Source organism: Paeniglutamicibacter sp. NPDC091659 (assembly GCF_044756805.1).
GTDB lineage: Bacteria > Actinomycetota > Actinomycetes > Actinomycetales > Micrococcaceae > Paeniglutamicibacter.
The window spans coordinates 40,361-60,697 of the sequence record NZ_JBIVTO010000008.1 but is presented as its reverse complement, the minus strand read 5'-3'; the positions used below and the strand labels follow the sequence as shown (position 1 = coordinate 60,697).

Below are 20,337 nucleotides of genomic sequence, written 5' to 3'. Positions count from 1 at the left end.
CAAAGAAGATGACACCGCATGCCCACTGCCCCTGGCATATCTTGGCCTGCCTCTCCTGGCCTTGATGTCCCTTGCACCGGTTCAGCTTCTCGCATAGGGTCACAAATACAGAAGCCTGTCAACGCCAAGGATTGGACTATTGGATCATGGAAACTCTCTTGGGAATCCTGAAAGACGACGAACGTGATTTGATCCGCGAGGTCGAGGCCGAGCGCATGGAATTACTTGACGAAGACGAACTGCTGGCGCTGCACAAACGCGTGCGTCGCTCTCGCAAGAAGCACACAAAGAACTACCGTCGGAGTGCAGCCGCAGGAGTGGCGGATGAAGGCGCCCGGGGAACCGCCCGCCCGCGTCATGGCAAGGCTGCACAACGTGCCGAAATCTTTGAAGAGGCGCTGTCCCGTGTCAGCAATCGTCTGGCGGTCGTCGCACAGGAAACCTACGAGGCACTGAAGACCGAACGCCTTGAGCGCGCACAGGCAGGAAAGTCAACAGGGCCTGACAGTTCAGGCCTCCCCACGTCCGGAGGCGTTGGTTCCGGACGCACCGCCTCGCACCAAACGTCCGCGGGGGCAAAGAAGGCACAGGCCTCATCCCAGGCCGCCAATGCCCAGCGACAGGCAAAGCGGGATTCCAAGTAGTCCAGCTTCAACCACCAAGGGCCCGAACCTTCCTCATCGAAGGTTCGGGCCCTTGGTGTCTAGCGCACGATTGCGCCCCCGCGAGATGTTTCCCATTACAGGGTTTTAGCGCCCTCGCGCCGTTGCGAGACGGTTCAGAGCTAGGGCCCCGACCAACAGCCCGAAGTCGCGAAGTGCAACGTCAAAGTAGTTGGGGATCATCAGCAGGTTGATGATGATGCCGAGCAGCCAGAGCGCGACGATCAGCGATCCGATCTTCGGGCGAAGCGCCACGAGGATGCCCGCGGCGATTTCCACGACGCCCACTGCATACATGAAGACCTGCGGGGAAACGGGGATGATGTCGGTGGCGATGGGCGCCAGATAGTGCGTCCAGTCGGTGAGCAAGTTGGTGAACTTGTCGAGGCCGAAAACGATCGGCGCAACGGTGAAGATCGTGTGCAAGAGCATGAACGCCTGGTGATTGAGCTTGGTGCTCTCGGCCGTCGCGACACTCACTGTGTTCGTAGCCATGATCCTTGCCTTCTTTCTAAAGTTGAGATTCCTTATTTTAGAATCGGCCGAATCTCTAAGTCAACACTTTCTCGTTTTAGATTTACACTTGATGCATGAGGTTGCTTCCCAAGGGTCAAGAAATCAACGCCCTATCTGCACTTGCCGATCCGGTCCGCGGTGCCGTCTACGAATTTGTGCGCACCAGGGATGCCGCCGTTGGGCGCGACGAAGCCGCCACGGCACTGGGATTGCCCCGCAACACCGTTGCCTTCCAACTCGACCGACTGGCCGACGAAGGACTTCTATCCGTCGAGTTCCGCCGACTCAGCGGGAAGGGCGGTCCCGGTTCGGGGCGGCCCTCCAAGCTTTATTCGCCATTGCATGTAGAGATTTCTGCGAGTGTCCCGCACCGCGAGTATGGCTTGGCTGCGGATTTGATGGCCAAGGCCATCGAGCGCGCGAGCGCCGAGGATCGTCCCGTGGCCCAGGTCCTGGCCGAGGTCGCGCGTGAAGCCGGCGAAGAAATCGGCGCCAACGCCCCGTCGCTGGCCCAGGCCCTCACCGACCACGGATACCGTCCCGAGGAACGCGAAAACGGATCGCTCGGACTCCTTGATTGCCCCTTCCACCAGCTCTCCACGAGTTACAGGGAAACCGTCTGCTCCATGAACCTGGAGTTGCTCAGCGCCGTCGTCGACGGAACCAAGGCTCCCTACCGCGCCAGCTTTGAAGCACCGACCCGCGACGGGCATTGCTGCGTTCGCTTAGATCCGGAGAACCCCGCCCCACAGGCCTAAGCAGCGCCGTCCTGACTGCTCCGGGCCATACGGGTGCCGGACGCTTGGCCTGGGCAGATGCGACACGCCCGTCACGCGCGAGCAGTTCCTCGTCTGCCAATCCGGGCCGTGGTAGGAATGAGCCATGAACCCTCTAGGGCGAGTTTCGACCGTATCGGCGGCCTTGTGCCTGCTGGCCATGACAACCGCTTGCGTGCCGGAAGCGAAGGCGCAACTTTCCCCGACGGAACAAGCCGCGCTGGATGCAGGTGTATCCGACTACGCGAATCTCTTGTCTGCGACACTCGAGGGCAGGGAATACCCGGCGAACACCAGCGACAAGAGAATAGCCGAAGAGTCCTTCGGTTACATGCGAAGCACCTACCGCAACGCCGGAATGAAAATCGCCGATTCGGAGGTCGTGGTCACCGTTCGAAACGCGACCATGCAAAACGGCCAGATCGTCGCAAAGGTTGACGTTGCGACCACCATGGTCACCAAGGAATCCGGCACGAAGGCAACCGAAGAGTCCGGGTTCACCGACCCCCATGAGCTGACATTCCATCCGAATGACAGCGGCTACTCGCTGATCTCGGATGTGCTTGCCCCTCCGACCGACTGAAACCGGACGCTTCCCCGGCACCCTGCCAATCCATGCCCGTCACCCCGCCGCCTTCGTCACTGCTCAAGTCACCGCCCCTATCGGGAACAAGACTCCGCGACTAGGCTGGCCAGTATCCGTCCGGGTCTGCACAACCCACCGTGGCAGGCTCTTCGTATACGACAGAGGATTCGCCATGAGCATTGATGATCGTCTCTCCACTGAACGCGTCGACGAGAGGGCAGCCCGCCAGGTTGCCGAAGATGCCCGCGAACAGACATGGGAACGCCCGAGCTTTGCCAAGGGCCTCTACATGGGCGACTTCAACTGGGCGCTGATCCATCCGCACCCGCGGCCGGACGCCGAGGCAGCGGCCCGCGGTGCGGCATTCCTGAAGGAGCTGCGTGCGGCACTGGAGGGTTTCGATGCGGCGCTGATCGAGCGCGAGGCCCGCATTCCCGACGCGTATATCCGGACGCTGAGGGAGCTCGGCGCCTTCGGCATGAAGATCCCGTTGAAGTACGGCGGCCTGGGCCTGAGCCTGCTGGACTACGGCCGGTCACTGATGATGGTGGGCACCGTGAGCCCGAGCATGGGCGCGTTGCTTTCCGCACACCAATCCATCGGCGTCCCGGAACCGGTGAAGATGTTCGGCACCGAGGAACAGAAACAGGCTTTCCTCCCCCGCTGCGCCGCGGGTGCGATCTCGGCGTTCCTGCTCACGGAAAACGACGTGGGATCGGACCCGGCCCGGCTGGGGACCACCGCGACGCTGTCCGAGGACGGGAAGAGCTACAGAATCAACGGCGCCAAGCTCTGGACGACCAACGGGGTTGTCGCGGAACTGCTGGTGGTCATGGCCGCGGTCCCGAAACACCGGTTGCCGGACGGCACCATGGCCCGCGGCGGCATCAGCGCCTTCGTGGTGGAAGCGGATTCCCCCGGCATCACGGTCGAAAACCGCAACTCCTTCATGGGCCTGAGGGGTATCGAAAACGGGGTGACCCGCTTCCGCAACGTCGTGGTTCCCGCCGAAAACCGCTTGGGCAAGGAGGGCGCCGGGCTGAAGATCGCACTGAGCACGCTGAACACCGGGCGCCTCTCGATCCCCGCCATGTGCGCCGGGGCCGGCAAGTGGTCGCTGAAGATCGCCCGCGAGTGGTCAAACGCCCGCGTCCAGTGGGGCAAGCCGGTGGGCGAACACGAGGCCGTGGGCAAGAAGATCGCCTACATCGCCGCCAGCACCTTCGCCCTGGAATCCGTCTTCGAGCTCTCGGCAGGCCTCGCCGATGCCGGCATGAAGGACGTGCGCATCGAGGCCGCGCTGGCCAAGCTCTTCTCCTCGGAGGTGTCCTGCAAGATCGCCGACGAGCTGGTGCAGATCCGCGGCGGCCGCGGCTACGAGACGGCCGACTCCCAGCGCGCCCGCGGCGAACGCGCCGTCCCGGTCGAGCAGCTGCAACGCGACCTGCGGATCAACCGCATCTTCGAGGGCTCCACCGAAATCATGCACCTGATCATTGCCCGCGAGGCCGTCGACGCCCACCTGAAGGCCGCCGGCGACCTGGCCAGCAAGGACGCGGACCTGCAGGCCAAGGCGAAGGCGGCCCTGGGCGCCTCAGGCTTCTACGCCAGGTGGCTGCCCACGCTTGCCGTGGGCACGGGCCTGCTGCCCAATTCCTACGCCGCCCACGGACGTCTGGCCCCCTACCTTCGGCTCATCGAGCGTTCCTCGCGAAAACTGGCCAGGCACACCTTTGCCGGGATGGCCACGTGGCAGGCGGGAATGGAATCGCACCAGGCATTCCTGGGCAGGGTCGTCGACATCGGCGCCGAGCTCTTTGCCATGGCTGCGTGCATCTCGCGTGTCGAGCTCATGCGCACCACGGACCCCGGCCACGCCGACTCGGCAGAGCTGCTGGCCATTGCCTTCTGCGAACAATCCGAGCACCGCTGCGAGGCCCTGTTCAAGGAGCTGTGGGCAAACAGCGACAAGACCGACAGGAAGCTGACCAAGAGGGTGCTCGCCGGGGACTTCGAGTGGCTCGAATCCGGGATCATCGACACCTCCGAGGGCACCGGCCAATGGATCGCCGAATGGTCGGACGAATCGCTACCCGACCAGCGGCGTCCCTACGGCATCTAACCATCCGTACCAGGATGGTTAGATGCCTGGCTTCATCCCAAGTTGAGCACCAAGCGTCGGCCCTTGCACCGGGAGACACAGATCATCATGGTGTCCCCGGCCTCGCGCTCCTCTTCGGAGAGCAGGGAATCCCGATGTTCCACCTCCCCGGAAACCACCGTCGTTTCGCAGGTCCCGCAGATTCCCTCGCGGCAGGAGCTCAGCGGGCTGAGCCCCGCCTGTTCCATGGCCTCGAGGATTGAGGTTCCGGTGGGTACCGTGAACTCATCACCGCCGGTGGTTTCCACGACGAACTCATGGTCCCCGGCATGCGGCGCATGCGTCTCGGCCGAAAGCTGCGGATCGGCGGCAAAGCGTTCGAAGTGCAACCGGGCAGGGTCGTCCCACTCAGCCGTCATCTTCTGGATGACGTTCAGTAGTGGGCCGGGACCGCACGCATACAGGTCGAAGTCGCCGGCGGGGTCTTCCAGCAGCCCGGCCAGCGGGTAGATTCCGGACTCGTCGTCGGCATGGACGTGCACGGCATCCCCATAGGACGCCAATTCGCCCAGGAACGCCATCGAGGTGCGGCTGCGCCCCAGATAGACAAGTTTCCAGTCGGCCCCGGCTGCGGCCGCCGCCCTGACCATAGGCAGGATCGGGGTGATGCCGATGCCGCCTGCCAGGAACACGTATTTGCCGGCAGGATCCAGCGCGAAGTTGTTCTTGGGCCCGCGCACCTGGACCTTGGTGCCCGGCCGCAACTCGTCGTGGATATACGCCGATCCGCCGCGTCCGGCCGGTTCGCGCAGCACCGCGATCCGCCAGGAGCTCTCCGCCGGGTCCGAGCAGAGGGAATACTGCCGCACCAGGCCGTTGGGCAGCAGCACGTCCAAGTGCGCCCCGGCGCACCAGGACGGGAGGACCTCCCCCAACGGATGGCGGAGGTTCAGCGAGAGGACCGAGTCCGATTCGCGAGTCATGGAGTGGACTTCGGTTTCGAAGAATTCAAGGGTAGACATCGTTGTGTTCCCTTTCCTGGGTGGGTGGGTGTGTGTTCAGAGCACGGAGGCCAGGAAGGCGCGGGTGCGTTCGTGCTGCGGATTGCCGATTACCTCATGGGCGGGACCTTGTTCCACGACGTGGCCGTCGGCCATAAACACCACGCGGTCCGCGACGTCCCGCGCAAAATTCATTTCGTGGGTCACCACCACCATGGTCATTCCGGTGGCAGCCAGGTCCTTCATGACCTTAAGCACCTCGCCGACCAGTTCGGGGTCCAGGGCGGAAGTCGGCTCGTCAAAGAGCATGACCTTCGGGTTCATGCATAACGCCCGGGCTATGGCGACTCGCTGTTGTTGGCCACCGGAAAGCTGGCGCGGATAGGACTTGGCCTTGTCCGACAGCCCCACAGATTCCAACAGCTTCAGCGCGCGCGCCGTGGCCTCGGAGCGTTTTTCCTTCAACACGAGTCGGGGTGCCTCAATCAGGTTTTCCAGCACACTCATGTGTGGGAAGAGATTGAAGTGCTGGAACACCATGCCTATCTCAATGCGGCTGCGGCAGATCTTCGAATGCGCCTGCTCATGCAGCTTGGTGCCTTTGATGTCATAGCCCATGACGGCACCGTCCACCCACATGCGCCCGGCGTCGATTGATTCCAGGTGGTTTATGCAGCGCAACAGCGTTGACTTGCCCGACCCGGAAGGTCCGATCAGGCACACGACCTCGCCGCGGGCCACCTCCAGATCGATGCCCTTGAGGACTTCCAGCCGCCCGTAGTTCTTGCGGATCATATCGGCCTTGATCATGGGTTCGTGGCCTGCCCCTGCTGCCGCCGGCGTCACCGTCGTCATTTGAAGGCTCCCTTTCTGGTGAGCGGATCGTGGACCCGCATGAAGCGTTTGAGTTGCTGCCACGGAGTCGGTGGCAGGCTGCGCTGCCCGCCCTTGGCGTAGTGCCGCTCTAGGTAGAACTGCCCGATGCTCAGGATCGAGGTGACCACGATGTACCAAATGCTGGCCACCATGAGCAACGGGATCGTTTCAAAATTGCGGGCGTAGATGATCTGCGCGGAATACAACAGTTCGGGCACCGAGATCACCGAGACCAGTGCGGTGGTCTTGAGCATGCCGATGGTCTCGTTGCCCGTGGGCGGGATGATCACGCGCATGGCCTGCGGCAGGATGATCCGGCGCATGGTCTGCAACCGGTTGATGCCCAACGCGCCCGCAGCCTCGGCTTGGCCGTGTTCCACGGAGAGGATGCCCGCACGCACGATCTCGGACATGTAGGCCGCCTGGTTCAGTCCCAGCCCCAGGATCGCGGCGGTCAGCGGCGTGATGATTTCGTTTGCGTCCAGGTCCACCCCCGGGATCCCGAAGGTGATGGATGGATAGAGCGCAGCCAGGTTGTACCAAAAGAGCAACTGGACGAGCACCGGCGTGCCGCGAAAGAAATTCACGTACGCGAAGGCCGCGGTGCGCACCACGGGGTTCGCCGAGATGCGCATGACTGCCAGGACCACGCCCAGCACTATGCCGATGAGCATGCAGATGGCCGTGAGTTCCAGTGTGATGGCGATGCCCCGCACGATGGAGACGTCCCTGATATACATCCCGACGGTCTCCCACCCGAAATTCGGGTTGGAGACCACCGATCGCAGCAGGAGCAGGCCCAGGAACACTATCGCGGCAGCGGAAATCCAGCGCCCCGGATGCCGGGCCTTGACGATGCTGTAGGCATCGCTCGCCGCCGCGGTTTGTTGTGGTTCTTTTGTGATCGTCATGGCGTGGGCACCATCGCTACTTCAACACGACGTCGACAGGGGTGATGGCGGTGCTGGACGGCAGCCCCCACTTGGTGTTGATCTCCTGGTAGGTCGGGGATTCCAGCACCGCCTGCGTGGCGGCCTGGATGGCCGGCAACAGCTCGCTCTTCTTGCCCAGCGCCGTGCCGGTCAGTTCCGGTGCGTAGTCCGGGCCCTCGGCAACCTCGAATTTTCCGCCGGCCAGCTTGCCCTGGTAGGCCAGGGACACCGAGTCGGCCATGACGCCCTGGACCCGGCCGGAGGTCAGTGCGAGGTTCGCGTCGTTTTGCGTGGGGAAGAACTGCATGTCGATGGCGGGGTTGCCAGCCTCGGTGCATTTCTTGGAGAAGACCGGCAGGATGTCCAGCGACTGGATCGATCCCTTCTGCGCGGCGACGGCCTTGCCGCACAGGCTCGCTGCGTCCACGCTGAGCTTGTCCGGATTGCCCGGGGCCACGGCCAGCCCGGTGCCGCCCTGCAGGTAGGGTACGAAGTCCACGGACTTGCGGCGTTCCTCGGTGACGCTGAAGGTGGACATGCCCAGGTCGTACTTTCCCGACTGCAGTCCGGGCAGGATGGTGTCGAAGGTTGCAGGCACGTGCTCGACTTTCAGGCCCAGCACCGCGCCGATGGCGTCCCCCATGTCGGCGTCCCATCCGATCAGCGTCTTGTTGTCGGTGTCATAGAACTCGAACGGCGGGTAGGTGGGGTCCGATGCGATACTCAGCACGCCCTTGTCACGGATGGCAGCAGGCAACAGTGCGCGGGCGGCTTCGTTGACGCCCAGAGCAGAGGCGGTCGCAGAACCGGAAGCAGGGCTGTCTGAGCCCTGCTTCGGTTCAGCTTGGGAAACGGTGGTACAACCCGTGGAGGCAAAGGCAACGAGCATGCCGGCGGCCATAAAACGGGCGGTGCGGTGCGAGATCATGTGGTGTCCTTCGTAGGTGGTGTCCGGGCCGAAAAGCGCCGGAATTGCGGGGAGTTGAGGGGGTCTAGGGACCCGTTGGGTCCAGGACCGGTGCGATGTGCATCAGGTGCGTGCCCGGCGCCACCAGGGTGGGGCGGCGGAGGATCCCGACCACGCCGTCGATGCGGGCCTGATACAGGCGCGGCGACCTGTCCAGTTCGTCGATGAAGTGCACGCGCGCCACCGACTGCCCGGCGCGCACCGCATCCCCAAGGTCGACAAGCGGTTCGAAGAGCCCGGCGGCGGTGGAGGTCACCGGGGAATCGGACACCAGTTCAAGCCATTGCGGCTCGGCGGTGATGGCGGCGGCTGCATCCTTCAGGATCCCCAGACCGGCCAAAAGTTGCGGCATGCCGCTACGCATTGCCCCGAGCGCATGCCTGTCCACGGTGCCGGCACCGGAAAGCTCCGTGGAAATGGTCGGGATTCCGGCAAGGTCCCCGGCGCTGGAAAGCGAGCCCGGTTCAAGCATCGGGGCGACCACCATGACGTACGGCAACCCCAGAAGCCGGGCAGCCCGTACCTTCTCTCGCCACAGCCCCTCGTCGGGGCCGCGGTAGATGAACGCGCACGGCAGATAGGTCGAGTTCGAGCCGCCCGAGTGCATATCGATCACGAAGTCGGCGCGCGGCAGCAACTCACCTGCAATCAGCGCGGCTACCTGTTCGGTGGGCCCGCCATTGGCGCGGCCAGGGTAGCTCCGATTGAGGTTTCCCGCGTCGATCGGCGAGACGCGTGCGGCGCCGCGCACGGCCGGGGAATTGGCCGCCGGGACAATGATCACGGTGCCCGACAGCTTCCCCGGGTCCAGCTCGCGGATCAATTCGTGGGCCAGGACCTGCCCCTCGTATTCGTCCCCGTGGGTGCCGGCCACGACCAGTGCGACCGGCCCGGGACCCGAGGAAATGACAGCCACGGGCACCGGGATGATGGCTCCGTCGTGAACGTTGTCCGAGTGCACCACGTGCCCGTAGCCCAGCTGCTTGCCGGTGGCGGTGAAATCGATGCCGGTGAAGGCGGCGGACGGTGCGTGGGTGCGCGTGGTCGCGCCCCGGAAGCTCATGGGACCCACCTCAGGGCCGGGGCGCGGCGAGGGGCCAGCGTCGTGACCGAGACCCGGGCCTCGGGCGCGGTGAGTGAAATGCGCAGCGACTCGTCCTCCTCGCCCTCCACGATGAACACGTCGCCGGGGTTCAGCCAGCGTTCCCACGGCCCGTCGACCGCCGCAACCAACACCTGGCCGTGCAGCGAGGTCAACAACATTTGCTGTCCGGCGGCACGTTGGACAACCCCTGTGTGGCCGTCGGCGAAGACGGTGGTCTGGACCCCGATGTACTCGGGGTCGGCTTCGATGTGCACCTGCGGCCCCGCACTGTGTTCGGCCAGCCGCGCAGTCCACCTCCACGGGTCCCCGCGTTCGTCGGTGTCGGGGCAGGCGGCCAGGGTGCGGCGCCCGTCGTCCACATCCCAATAGTCGTCGAGCGAGTCTGCGCGTACCAGTAACCACATCGCGGCTACGCTCTTGACCCGGCAGGCTGGGCGGCGACGGCCGCCTGTTCGCGTTTGATCAGCGTGGCGAGGATGCGCCGGGCCTTGGCCACACCGCCATCCTGGGCGATCAGCACGTCGAATTCGCCGGCAGGGCGGGTCTGCATGCCGATTTCCTGGGCGGCCAGCGCATCCGCGTCCTCGCGGAGCACGGTATCCAGACCCACTCGCAGATCCTCAGTTGCCTGCGCATCGTCGACTGCGAAGTTGCGGCTGAAGGCGTAGTAGTACCAGGAGTTGTGTTCGTCGATGGGGGTGATGCCGTTGAGCACCTTGATCAGGTAGCCCTCGGCGCGCGGCTTGCCCTCCCCTGTGATCCCGGAGTGCAGCACATGCAGGTTCGGGACGAAGAACTCGGTGCAGTGGAAGCGGTCGAAGAGGCCGCGGGCGTTCATGGTGTCGGCGTACAGCGGCGGGGCCTCGACCGAGGGCATCAGGCGGTCGACGCTGACCACCGAGCCCTCGACCTCCACCGTGATTCCGTGCTCGTAGATGTAGTCGTCGCCGACCGTGGTCTTGTGCAGGAAGGACTCGTGGGTGAGGTCCAGCAGGTTGTCGTGGATCAACTCGGCCCGGCATTCGAAGTGGAACGAGTGGGTGACCGTGGCCCATTCCGGGTCGTTCATCCAGTGGGTGTCCGGCACATCGGCCGGGTCGGCCAGCTCGGGGTCACCGGTCCATGCCCAGATCCAACCGTCCTTTTCCACTAGCGGGTACTTGCGAACCTTGGCGCGCTCGGGGATGGTGCTTTGTGCCGGAACCTTGGTGCACATGCCATCTTCCCCATAGGTGAAGCCGTGGTAGCCGCACTCGATTGAATCCCCGAGGGTACGGCCCTCCGAGAGCGGGAAGGCCCGATGCGCGCAACGGTCAGCCAAGGCCACGGGCGTTCCGTTCTGCGTGCGGAAGAGCACCAGCGGCTGCTCACAGATCACGCGCCGGATCGGCTTGCGGCCCACCTCGGAGCTCCAGGCTGCCACGTACCAGGTGTTCAAGACATACATGTTTATTCCTTCTTCGTGAGGTGGAACGCTATGGATTGGATTCACCGTATACAGTGGATACGAAAGGGTCAAGGGTTTTTCATGACCCGCATCGCAGCCTCCCCAAGGGTCCCGACGACGCGGGCTAGACTTCTGGCACGGGCGAGAGCGAAAACAGGGAGACACATGGCAACCGGAGTCCACGACACGCGACCGCTGGCGGTGCGGGTCCACGAAAGAATCTCCGCGGAAATCGTCGATGGAACACTGAAACCCGGAACCGCGCTCGTCCAAGAACAGGTCGCCGCGCAATACGGAGTTTCCCGCACGCCCGTGCGCGACGCGCTGACCCAGGTGGCGATGGAAGGACTGGCCACTTTGGTGCCCGGCAGCGGCTATGTGGTCAACGATCTCACCGCGCAGGATGTGCACAATGTCTTCGAGGTGCGCTACGCACTGGAGCGTCTGGCCATGGAACAGGCGCTGGGCAACCACACCCCTGTCCAACTAATACGGCTTCGTGCGCTCATCGACGAATTCGAGACGGTCGAAGCCGACGACGCCGAGGAGCAATTCCGCCTCGGCAAGGAATTCCATCTCAAGCTCATTGAGCCCTGCCCCAATCAGTACCTGCGTGAGACCTTGGGCAACATTTGGGCACACCCGATTCAACGCCGGATCACCCGCGCCTATCAGATCGGTCCGGAACACCAAGCCGACATTGCCAGGGCGCACAGGGAAATTCTTAGGGCCCTCCCTCTGGGGGACATGGAAACCATCGTTCGGGTGCTGGGCTACTGCCACGATGCCGGTGACATCGACCCGAAGAGCCTGCCGGCCCGCCGCTGATCGGCAGTACGGGCGCGCGGCATAGTTGGCGTTAGGCGATTTCGTTTTGTAGTCGCAGGATTTCGTCTTGGTATGCAAGATAGAGGTTGCTGATGATCCCCACGTCATTCAGGTTGCCACCAAGCAGTTCACCGACCTTTTTGATCCGGTACCGCACAGTGTTCGGATGCACATAGAGCCAAGCAGCGACTCGGGCGATATCCTGGTCCATCGCCAAGTAGCCCTGAATCGTGTCGACAAGCTCTTTCTCCTTGCGCAAGGGCTGAACATAGGTAGTCAGCCTCTTTCTGTCCGTCGGGCTCTTCAACCTGCCCAGGAACCAACTGGCCGGATCAACATCGTCCATCCGAACCAGACAACCCTGCGTTGGCTTGCCCGAAGCGTTTCGGCGCCTCGCGATGGTTGCCGCCAGCTCGGCATCTTGGAATAGCTCGGGTATCTGCGACAGGGAACTGGAGGGCTCACTGAGACCGATGATCAAATCGTGGATGTTGGAATCCAACCAGTGTTCGGCTTCCTTGGTTCGCGGCACCAGTGCGTGGAACCCGGCAGGAACTTCCGGGGTTTTCCCGTTCTCTGCAAAGAGCAACGGCAATCCCATACGTTCAGCCGAGTCGATCAGAGCATCCACGCGAGCAGGCGGCAGCGTTCCATCGCTCAACGTGGTGGCCACGACCGCACGGACCGGCTCGAAGCCCCTGTACCCGAAAGGCTTGAGCAATTCCCAATAGCGCAATTCACGCGAAACGCTGATACCGTCCTGCAGACTCGTCAGGATCTGAGCGTTCTCGTGCCGCTGCCGCGAGGTATCAAGGTGGCTGATGCCTTTAATGGCTCCCAACATACGCTGCGTGGTCTCCAGCAATACGTCGCCCAAGTCATCGAGCATGGCCCCCTGTCGCGTGGCAATGGCCAAATAGTAGCCTCTTCCGCGTAGCACCATGGAACGGTACATGACTTCCCAGCGACCAATGCTTATCCTGTCGTAACGCGAGGGCTGGCCACTTATTGATGCAAAGATGAGGTTCGTAGGACCTTCCCCCGTTGATTCGACAATGATTCCAGAGTCTTCGTAGAGCACAGCCGTTCCCCTGCACGCAGCCCCCAATCGTCCGATCAAGGATCGAATCGGCTCATCGGAGGAGATGCTGTCCAGCAGGTCGTTGGTAAGCCACATCATCCGCTTGAGCCCATAGGAATCCGGAGCCGGAGCACTGCGGTTGACGAAGTTTTCTACATGTCGAAAAGGGATTTCCGGGGCAACCGCGACCAACGGGATCCCTGCGTCCCGGCAGCTTTGCAACACCGAATCAGGGATCTTTTCGAAGTACACCCCGATCCCAAAGAAAAGTGCCGCGATCTTGGCCCGACGCAATCCCTCGACCAGCTCGGTGGCCATGATCCCCGGATTTGCTTCATTCATAAAGCGCATTCCAGTGGTCAACATGATGTTGCCCGGTTCAAACCATCGTGCCGGTTCGTGGATCTCGGAGGTATGGGCACCCGTGATCTGAGGGTCACCCGCCCCCGGCAGCACCAGCTGTAGGCCCAGGGACTTCTCGGCCAGCAGATCGCTGAGTTGAAGCAATTGATGCTCTTTCACTATTTCCCTCTTCAACGAACGTCGGCCATAACGCAAACATGCGATAGCCCACATGGGCTTTTGTAGAAATTACAATCTATCGCCAGCGTTCTTTGAATTCCACCAGTGACAGAGATGCGCATCACACCGCATCGTTGTGGAAGCACAATTTCTCGAACAATCAAGGAGCGCATGATGGCCAACGTACGAGTCGCCGTGGACGTCGGGGGCACCTTTACCGATGTTTGCATTTTCGATGAAGAAACCCAGAAAATGCGGGTAACCAAGGTCCCCTCAACGCCACACGATCCAATGCTTGCCGTAATGAGTGGGGTGGAGCGTGCCAATATCAACTTGGCCGACGTGTCCCTGTTTTCCCATGGAACCACCGTTGCAACCAACGCTTTGATCACCCGCAAATTCCCCGCCGCGGCCATGGTGACAACCCAGGGATTCCGCGACGTCATCGAAATTCGCGATGGCACCAAGGACGATCTTTGGGATGCTTACAACGATGTTTCGGGACCATACATCCGACGCAGAGACCGCTTTGAGGTATCCGAACGCATCGATTTCTCCGGCAAGATCATTACCCCGCTGGATGAAATCGAGGCCCGCAGACTCGCGGCCCTGCTCCGCAAGCGCGGGGTCACCACAGTTGCGGTGTGTTTCATTAATTCTTACGCCAACCCGGACAATGAGATCCGCATGCGCGAAATTCTCGAAGAAGAGCTACCGGAAGCAGCCGTATCCACCTCGGCGGAAATCCTTCCCGAAATTTTCGAACACGATCGATTCAACACTGCGGTTTCCAACGCGGTATTGGCTCCGTTGGTTACAGGGTATGTGGACCGGCTCGCCGACCAGCTCAAAGCGGGAGGCTACACTGGCGACTTGCTGCTGTTGCATTCCGGAGGCGGTTCGATGACTCCACGCATGGTCAAGCGCTATCCGGTTCGTCTCGCAGCCTCAGGCATTGCCGCCGGTGCGATCGCTGCCAAGCACATCGCGCAGCAGTGCGGATTCGAGAATGCCGTGGGCCTTGATATGGGTGGCACTTCCACCGACATTGCCCTGATCTCCGGTGGCGAACTGCGCATCACCAAGGAGTGGCAGGTCGAATACGGGCACCCGATCGTTTTCCCTTCCATCGAGGTTTTGACCATCGGCGCAGGCGGAGGATCCCTGGCATACATCGATATCGCCGGTTCGCTACGCAACGGCCCGCAATCTGCAGGTGCCGACCCCGGGCCGGCCTGCTACAACACCGGTGGTGACCAGCCCACCAACTGCGATGCGAATGTGACCCTCAATCGGTTGGGGACTTCGCTGGCCGGTGGTGCCAAAACCCTGGAACGCGAGCTCGCGCGCGAGGCCATCAACCGGGTGATCGCCGGCCCCCTCCAGATGGAGGAGGCCCAGGCAGCACACGCAGTCCTGCAGGTTGCCAACGCCAATATGGCAGACGCCGTACGTCTCATTTCCATTCGTCGTGGATACGACCCCCGGGATTTCGCGCTTATCGCATTCGGTGGCGCAGGTGCCTTGCATGGTGCGGAAGTCGCCCGGGAACTGAACATCCCCACCGTCGTCGTACCGACCAACCCAGGGGTGACCTCGGCATTGGGCTGCCTGCTGGTGGACATCCGCCATGATCTTTCGGCAATGTTTACGGGTCTGGCCTCCGCAACCGATCCCGCAGCGCTTGAAGCACAATTCGTCGCACTCGAGAAAGAAGCCACCTCTCGTCTGCGCCACGAGGGCGTCAGCGATGACAATGCAGTGCTCCAACGCGAGATCTCCATGCGCTACGCCGGCCAGTGGCGTTCACTTTCCGTCCCCATCGGATCGGGACGCGGTGCCCTGGACCGGGCCATCGAAACCTTCCATCAGGAACACGAACGCGAATTCGCGTTCCGCCAGGATGACCAGCCGGTGGAAATCTACCAGCTGCTGCTCAGCGCGATCGGCAAGACCCCGAAGCCGGCATTCGTACCCGCGACCGAGCTCAATGCGGATCCAGGCACACCGTCGTCGGTGCGCGAGGTGTACTTCGGTGAAACCGGCTGGGTCTCAACGCCCGTCTATGACCGCGAACTACTACCTGCCGGCGCGACATTCGCAGGACCCGCAATCATCGACCAGCTGGATTCCACCACCGTGGTTCCACCACGCACCACCGCCGAAATCGACGGCTGGGGCAATATCCGCATCCACCTGCACGATCTTCCCTCCAGCAAGGAGTCCTAGCCATGACCGATACACTCGTTGCCCAAGAAACACTGGCACCCGTCACTGCGCACCCCACCCTGGACCCGGTGACTTTCGAGGTCCTCAAGAACGCATTCGCCACCTCCGTGGACTTGATGAGCGAACAGATCCTGCGCACCTGCTATTCGTTCGTGATCTACTCGCGGGACTTCTCCTCGGCCCTGTGCGACGCCACGGGAAACACCGTGATGCAGGGTTCCGGCGATATCGCAGTACACGTCGGCACCCTGCACTTCCAGTGCAAGGCAGTGATCGAGGAGTTCGGGACGGACATCCACCCGAATGACGTTTTTGCCATCAACGACCCATATCGCGGTGGCACGCACTTCAACGACGTTTCCTTTATCCGCCCGATCTTCGCCGGCGGGGAGATTATCGCCTTCGCACAGAACAAGGGGCACTGGGCGGACATCGGCGGCAACGTCCCGGGATCGTTCGATGTCAATGCCAAGGATCATTTCGGGGAAGGCCTGCGCATCACCCCGGTGCGCATATGGAGCAAGGGAGTGTTCCTGCACGACGTGGCCCAGCTTTTGGTCTCCAACACCCGGGCCCCGCGCCAGGCAATGGGCGATCTGCACGCCCAATCCGAGGCCACAGCCGTCTGCGAGCGCGAAATCATGCGTCTGGTCGACAAGTACTCCAAGGACACTGTCGTCGAGGCGATGCAGGAAACCCAGGACTACGTCGAACGCATTGTGCGCCGCCAGCTTGTTTCCCTGCCACAGGGCGAATGGGAAACCACCGATTACATCGACGTGGATCCGGGCAAGGGCGAAGGCCTGGTGCCGATCAAGATCAAGCTGAAGCTTGACGGCGAGGGAATCCACTACGACCTCTCCGAGTCGGCTCCGGCAGTGGCCACGTTCCTGAACTCCGGCTACGGCACCACGCATTCAGCCATCTATGCGGGCACCAAAACGTTCTTCCCCGAGGTCCCGTTGAACTCCGGATTCTATGCAGCGGTGCAGGCGGAGATAGGCCCTGAGGGTTCGGTGGTCAACGCGGGTTGGCCGTTCGCCGTCACGGGATTCTGCTCCGGCCCGTACGAGAAGATCATGAACGGCATCTTTGAGCTGTGGAGCCAGATCATGCCGGAACGCGCCATGGCGTGCGCCTTCAACCTCGAGTACCTGCTGGTCGGCGGCAAAGACGCCCGCACCCCGAACAACGAGTACTTCATGTGGTACGACTGGATGGCCGGCGGCTGGGGAGGACGCGCCTCCAAGGACGGTTCCAGCGCCACCGCACCGGTGTTCGGCCCGGGCCTGGCCGTGCAACCTGTCGAGGGCCAGGAACGGCTCTCCCCCGTGCTGACCACCCGGCACGAGATCGCCATCGATTCCGCCGGACCTGGCCGCTACCGCGGCGGGTTGGGCATCGAAAAGGGCGGCGTTCTCACGGACGCATTCGACACGGTGATGAGCTATTGCTGCGACCGCGCCCGTTCGATCACCTGGGGCATCGAGGGCGGGTTGCCCTCGATCCCGCACGGCGTCTGGCTGAACAAGGGCACCGACCAGGAAAAGTTCCTCGGTTCGAACTTCTCCTCGGTGCCGGTCCAGTCCGGCGACTCCTTCACACGGCCCTCGGCTGGTGGCGGCGGTTTCGGAGATCCGTTGCTGCGCACTGCTGATGAAGTCCGCGAAGACGTCATTGACGGCTATGTTTCACTGGACCGCGCGGCCAAGGACTACGGCGTTGTGATCCGCGAGATCGACGTCGAGCTCGATGACTTCGAGATCGACGAGGCAGCCACCGAGGCGCTGCGCACCGAGATCCGGGGCTCGCGGGCCGGCTGGCTCACCGAGGACGCCCACGCGGTGGCCGAGAACTACCGCAACGGCACCACCCCGATGCTGGACGTGATTCGCCGCCACGGCGTCATCCTCGACTGGGGCACCGGCGAACTCTTTGAGAACACCACGGCCGAGTACCGCCGACTGATGGCTCGCCGTTCTTCCTCGCACTGGGTCTAACCCGATCCCGCAGCAACCGTAGTTGGTTCCCCTGCTTGGGTGTGGGGATGCGTGGCACGGCGCCGCCCATCCCCACACGCAGACGGGAGACCCTCGCAACTCCCCCGCCCGTCCGGGGTGCCAGATTCGGTCTTCGACTTTTGCGCCCACAAGGGTTTTCGCCTTATTCGATACTCCCGCAGTACCCCGCATGACCCGTGCCTCACCATCCACGGGCTAGTTCGACACGCTTCACCGGGACCCGGCCGTCTCTCGCGCCGTTTGTTGTCCCTTCCTTGTCATCCACGTCTGGCACCAGGCACGCGGGCCGTTCCCGCAAGAGTGCCGTGCCCGTTTTGAGGAGAAGTACCTTGTCAACGCAATCAACGGCGACCGAGCAGGCCGCAAACACCAGCAAGATGAGCGCAGGCTCGCTCTCCATGGCCTGGTATGGGCTGGTCTCCGCCATGTTCTTCATCTACATCGGCGCTTCCCTGGCCCAGGCCTACGGAACCATCGACACCCTGATCGGCTTGGCGATTACCATCGTGATCTACGGGGCCATCAACCGCATCTTGGCCGGCTATGCGCTGAAGCATGGCCTCACCGTCGCACAGTTCTCGCGCACACTGCTCGGCCGCAAGGGGGCCGTTCTTGCCACGCTGATTTTTGCCGCCACAGCCATCTACTACGCGGTCTTTGAGGGTGCCATCCTCGGCTACGCCTTCCAGACCCAATTCGGCGGGCCCATCCAGCTTTGGTACGCACTCGTGGTGCTCTACACGATCCCGCTGATCGCCGGCGGCATCCAACGCTGGCTGGACAAAATCAACGGTTGGCTGCTGCCCATCTATTGGGGAGGCTTGCTCACCGCGGTCATCTGGGCCGGCATCGCACACCCCAACGGAAACGCCTGGTTGACCCACTCGACCGGCCAGCTGCCCTTCGCCTCCGGCGGCCCCGGATGGCTGGCCACCTGCGCCGCGTTCATGGGCGTGTGGATCCTGATGATGTACACGATGGACTTCGCGGCATTGGGACGCGCCAAGGACGTCAAGTTCCACCAGCGCTACACCTTCGGCTGGCTGTTCTACACGCTGGCCTTTGGCGTCAATTCACTCATCGGCATCTACCTCACCTTCACGGTTCCGGGTGCCGAGGCCACCGAGACCGGTGTCGCCGGTGCACTGGTCCAGCTCATGGGTCCGTTGGGGCTGCTGGTGATCTTTGTTTCGCAGACCCGCATCAATACCGCGAACTATGCGCTGGGCATTTCCAACCTGCGTCAATTCGGTGAAAAGGCACTGCGGTTGCGGTTGCCGTCGCTGGCATGGGTCGGCATCGGGGCGATCATCATTTACCTGCTGATGCTTCTGCCGGTGGTCAAGTACCTTTTGCTGGCGCTGTCATGGCAGGGGGCATTGGTCACTGGCTGGGTTGCCATCGCCCTGGTGCACATCTGGTTCGAGGAACGCAACGGCGCGGCAGTCCGTGCCGGATCCCTGCCGGATGACGCATTCCCTGCTGTCAACCGGGCAGGTGTCACCGCTTGGGTGGTTTCGGCCATCGCCGGCATCGCTCTGATCCAATCAGGAACTGCATGGGGGTCCAACATTGGTTCTCTGATCACTCCGGTGCTGGCCGCACTGATTTACGCGCTGCTGATTCGTGGCGGAAAAACGCAGGCCAAGTCCGCCGCAACGGAATTTGCCGGCCGCTAGAGGTATATATCGCCGTGGTCGAACCGATGCGGGGAACTCCATTGGGGTTCCCCGCATTTCGCGTTGCCGGCTATCCTTCCCGAAACGAACGGCTTTCGCATGTTCGAGATACTTGTTCCCGAAGAGTCCAGACAACGACGATCGCCGAGCGACGGACGGACCGCTGCCCGATCTGCAGCATTCCTATTGCCGCTGGATTTTCTGTCATTGCGTCGCTATCTGGTGACAGCCATCCTGCGTTCGCGCCGTATGACGGTCTCTTGCAAGAACTCACCCAGCAGCGCCTCGAACTGCCCCGCCGGGGTGCCAATTTCCTCCGGATGCCATTGCACGCCCAGGATCCATTCGCCGTGCTCCGACACGGGCACCTCGATGGCTTCAACGATCCCGTCCTCGGCGAGCGCCGAGACGATCAATCCCTCGCCAAGCTCGTCCACGGCCTGGTGGTGCGATGACATGACGGTGGCGTGCCCCGACCCGAGGAAGCCCTGCAACCGCGTCTCGGCCACCAGCATCACCTCGTGTTCGACCATGTCCTCGGCCGAGGTGTGGTCCTTGTGGAAGGAGTCCGCCCCGAGGTCCTCGATGAGGGTTCCGCCGAAGGCCACGTTGAGCAGTTGGGTTCCGCGGCAGATGGCAAGGATCGGACGCCCGGCCGGTCGGGCCGCCCGGATGAGCGCTAGTTCGAGGTCGTCCGCCCTCCGGTCCACCCCGTTGATGCTGGGGTGCCCGGCGCTACCGTAGAGGGCAGGGTCTACGTCCCCTCCCCCGAGCACCAGCACCCCGTCGACCGAGTCGATGTCCACCAGCTCCGCGGCATGCGCCGGGAGGCTTGCCCCGGAGGCATCCAGCAGCAGCGCGCGGCCGCCGGCGGCTTCGATGCCGGCCGCGGCGAGGGCCGCAAGCCTGCCGATGTCGGCACCGTAGGCCTCGTCGTAGGAGCTTGAGTGGATGGGAGCGGTCAGGGCAATCAACGGGAGCGCGTCGGTCATGGAAGAACCCTACCGC

The 20,337-nt window shown here is 62.8% G+C and carries 18 protein-coding genes; 8 read left to right on the top strand and 10 right to left on the bottom strand.

The genetic code is table 11. The features are described from left to right. The first annotated feature begins 146 nt into the window (after nt 1-146). Entirely contained in the window at nt 147-644 is a 498-nt protein-coding gene (locus ACIQLF_RS15030) for a hypothetical protein (RefSeq protein ID WP_400299967.1), read from the top strand. A gap of 105 nt (nt 645-749) precedes the next feature. Here the strand turns inward: ACIQLF_RS15030 and ACIQLF_RS15025 are convergent, their stop codons facing one another. Continuing rightward, complete coding sequence (locus ACIQLF_RS15025) at nt 750-1,157, bottom strand: hypothetical protein (RefSeq protein ID WP_400299965.1); 408 nt, start codon at nt 1,155-1,157, stop codon at nt 750-752. Nucleotides 1,158-1,252: 95 nt separating this feature from the next. Here ACIQLF_RS15025 and ACIQLF_RS15020 point away from each other — a divergent pair, with 95 nt between their 5' ends. The 3 genes from ACIQLF_RS15020 (at nt 1,253) to ACIQLF_RS15010 (ending at nt 4,662) form a co-directional block, all read left to right on the top strand. After that, nucleotides 1,253-1,936, top strand: a complete 684-nt coding sequence (locus ACIQLF_RS15020) for a helix-turn-helix transcriptional regulator (RefSeq protein ID WP_400299962.1) — start codon at nt 1,253-1,255, stop codon at nt 1,934-1,936. Nucleotides 1,937-2,060: 124 nt separating this feature from the next. Next, complete coding sequence (locus ACIQLF_RS15015) at nt 2,061-2,537, top strand: hypothetical protein (protein WP_400299959.1); 477 nt, start codon at nt 2,061-2,063, stop codon at nt 2,535-2,537. Nucleotides 2,538-2,712: 175 nt separating this feature from the next. Further along, complete coding sequence (locus ACIQLF_RS15010) at nt 2,713-4,662, top strand: acyl-CoA dehydrogenase family protein (RefSeq protein WP_400299957.1); 1,950 nt, start codon at nt 2,713-2,715, stop codon at nt 4,660-4,662. A gap of 32 nt (nt 4,663-4,694) precedes the next feature. Here the strand turns inward: ACIQLF_RS15010 and ACIQLF_RS15005 are convergent, their stop codons facing one another. From ACIQLF_RS15005 to ACIQLF_RS14975, 7 genes are all read right to left on the bottom strand, one after another. Then, the gene (locus ACIQLF_RS15005) at nt 4,695-5,663 is read right to left on the bottom strand and encodes a PDR/VanB family oxidoreductase (RefSeq protein ID WP_400299954.1); all 969 of its coding nucleotides are present in this window, start codon (nt 5,661-5,663) and stop codon (nt 4,695-4,697) included. A 36-nt stretch (nt 5,664-5,699) separates the two neighbouring features. Then, a complete protein-coding gene (locus ACIQLF_RS15000; protein ID WP_400299951.1) occupies nt 5,700-6,497 on the bottom strand; it encodes an amino acid ABC transporter ATP-binding protein in 798 nt (265 codons plus the stop codon). After that, nucleotides 6,494-7,429, bottom strand: a complete 936-nt coding sequence (locus tag ACIQLF_RS14995) for an amino acid ABC transporter permease (RefSeq protein ID WP_400299948.1) — start codon at nt 7,427-7,429, stop codon at nt 6,494-6,496. The genes ACIQLF_RS15000 and ACIQLF_RS14995 overlap by 4 nt, the downstream gene beginning before the upstream one ends. 16 nt (nt 7,430-7,445) lie before the next feature. After that, complete coding sequence (locus tag ACIQLF_RS14990) at nt 7,446-8,378, bottom strand: ABC transporter substrate-binding protein (RefSeq protein ID WP_400299946.1); 933 nt, start codon at nt 8,376-8,378, stop codon at nt 7,446-7,448. 64 nt (nt 8,379-8,442) lie between these two features. Then, the gene (locus ACIQLF_RS14985) at nt 8,443-9,480 is read right to left on the bottom strand and encodes a succinylglutamate desuccinylase/aspartoacylase family protein (RefSeq protein ID WP_400299943.1); all 1,038 of its coding nucleotides are present in this window, start codon (nt 9,478-9,480) and stop codon (nt 8,443-8,445) included. Then, nucleotides 9,477-9,926 carry a hypothetical protein gene (locus ACIQLF_RS14980; RefSeq protein WP_400299940.1) on the bottom strand — a complete coding sequence of 150 codons (450 nt, stop codon included), beginning with the start codon at nt 9,924-9,926 and terminating at the stop codon, nt 9,477-9,479. Before ACIQLF_RS14980 ends, ACIQLF_RS14985 begins: the two co-directional genes overlap by 4 nt. A 5-nt stretch (nt 9,927-9,931) precedes the next feature. Further along, the gene (locus tag ACIQLF_RS14975) at nt 9,932-10,969 is read right to left on the bottom strand and encodes a Rieske 2Fe-2S domain-containing protein (RefSeq protein WP_400299938.1); all 1,038 of its coding nucleotides are present in this window, start codon (nt 10,967-10,969) and stop codon (nt 9,932-9,934) included. Nucleotides 10,970-11,134: 165 nt separating this feature from the next. Here ACIQLF_RS14975 and ACIQLF_RS14970 point away from each other — a divergent pair, with 165 nt between their 5' ends. Further along, on the top strand, nt 11,135-11,797 hold the full coding sequence (locus ACIQLF_RS14970; RefSeq protein ID WP_400299935.1) for a GntR family transcriptional regulator: 663 nt from the start codon (nt 11,135-11,137) through the stop codon (nt 11,795-11,797). A 31-nt stretch (nt 11,798-11,828) separates the two neighbouring features. Here ACIQLF_RS14970 and ACIQLF_RS14965 read toward each other — a convergent pair whose 3' ends face one another. Further along, nucleotides 11,829-13,400, bottom strand: coding sequence for a PucR family transcriptional regulator (locus ACIQLF_RS14965; RefSeq protein WP_400299933.1), 1,572 nt, complete (start codon nt 13,398-13,400; stop codon nt 11,829-11,831). Nucleotides 13,401-13,574: 174 nt separating this feature from the next. Here ACIQLF_RS14965 and ACIQLF_RS14960 point away from each other — a divergent pair, with 174 nt between their 5' ends. The 3 genes from ACIQLF_RS14960 to ACIQLF_RS14950 all read left to right on the top strand — a co-directional run bounded on the left by ACIQLF_RS14960 (nt 13,575) and on the right by ACIQLF_RS14950 (nt 19,329). Continuing rightward, nucleotides 13,575-15,629 (top strand): hydantoinase/oxoprolinase family protein, encoded by a 2,055-nt coding sequence (locus tag ACIQLF_RS14960; RefSeq protein WP_400299930.1) that lies wholly within the window; start codon nt 13,575-13,577, stop codon nt 15,627-15,629. Between the two features lie 2 nt (nt 15,630-15,631). Continuing rightward, on the top strand, nt 15,632-17,629 hold the full coding sequence (locus tag ACIQLF_RS14955; RefSeq protein WP_400299928.1) for a hydantoinase B/oxoprolinase family protein: 1,998 nt from the start codon (nt 15,632-15,634) through the stop codon (nt 17,627-17,629). A gap of 350 nt (nt 17,630-17,979) precedes the next feature. After that, nucleotides 17,980-19,329: a purine-cytosine permease family protein gene (locus tag ACIQLF_RS14950; RefSeq protein ID WP_400299925.1), complete on the top strand. Its 1,350-nt coding sequence runs from the start codon at nt 17,980-17,982 to the stop codon at nt 19,327-19,329. Nucleotides 19,330-19,544: 215 nt separating this feature from the next. Here the strand turns inward: ACIQLF_RS14950 and ACIQLF_RS14945 are convergent, their stop codons facing one another. Next, nucleotides 19,545-20,321, bottom strand: coding sequence for a gamma-glutamyl-gamma-aminobutyrate hydrolase family protein (locus tag ACIQLF_RS14945; RefSeq protein ID WP_400299922.1), 777 nt, complete (start codon nt 20,319-20,321; stop codon nt 19,545-19,547). Nucleotides 20,322-20,337 lie beyond the last annotated feature (16 nt).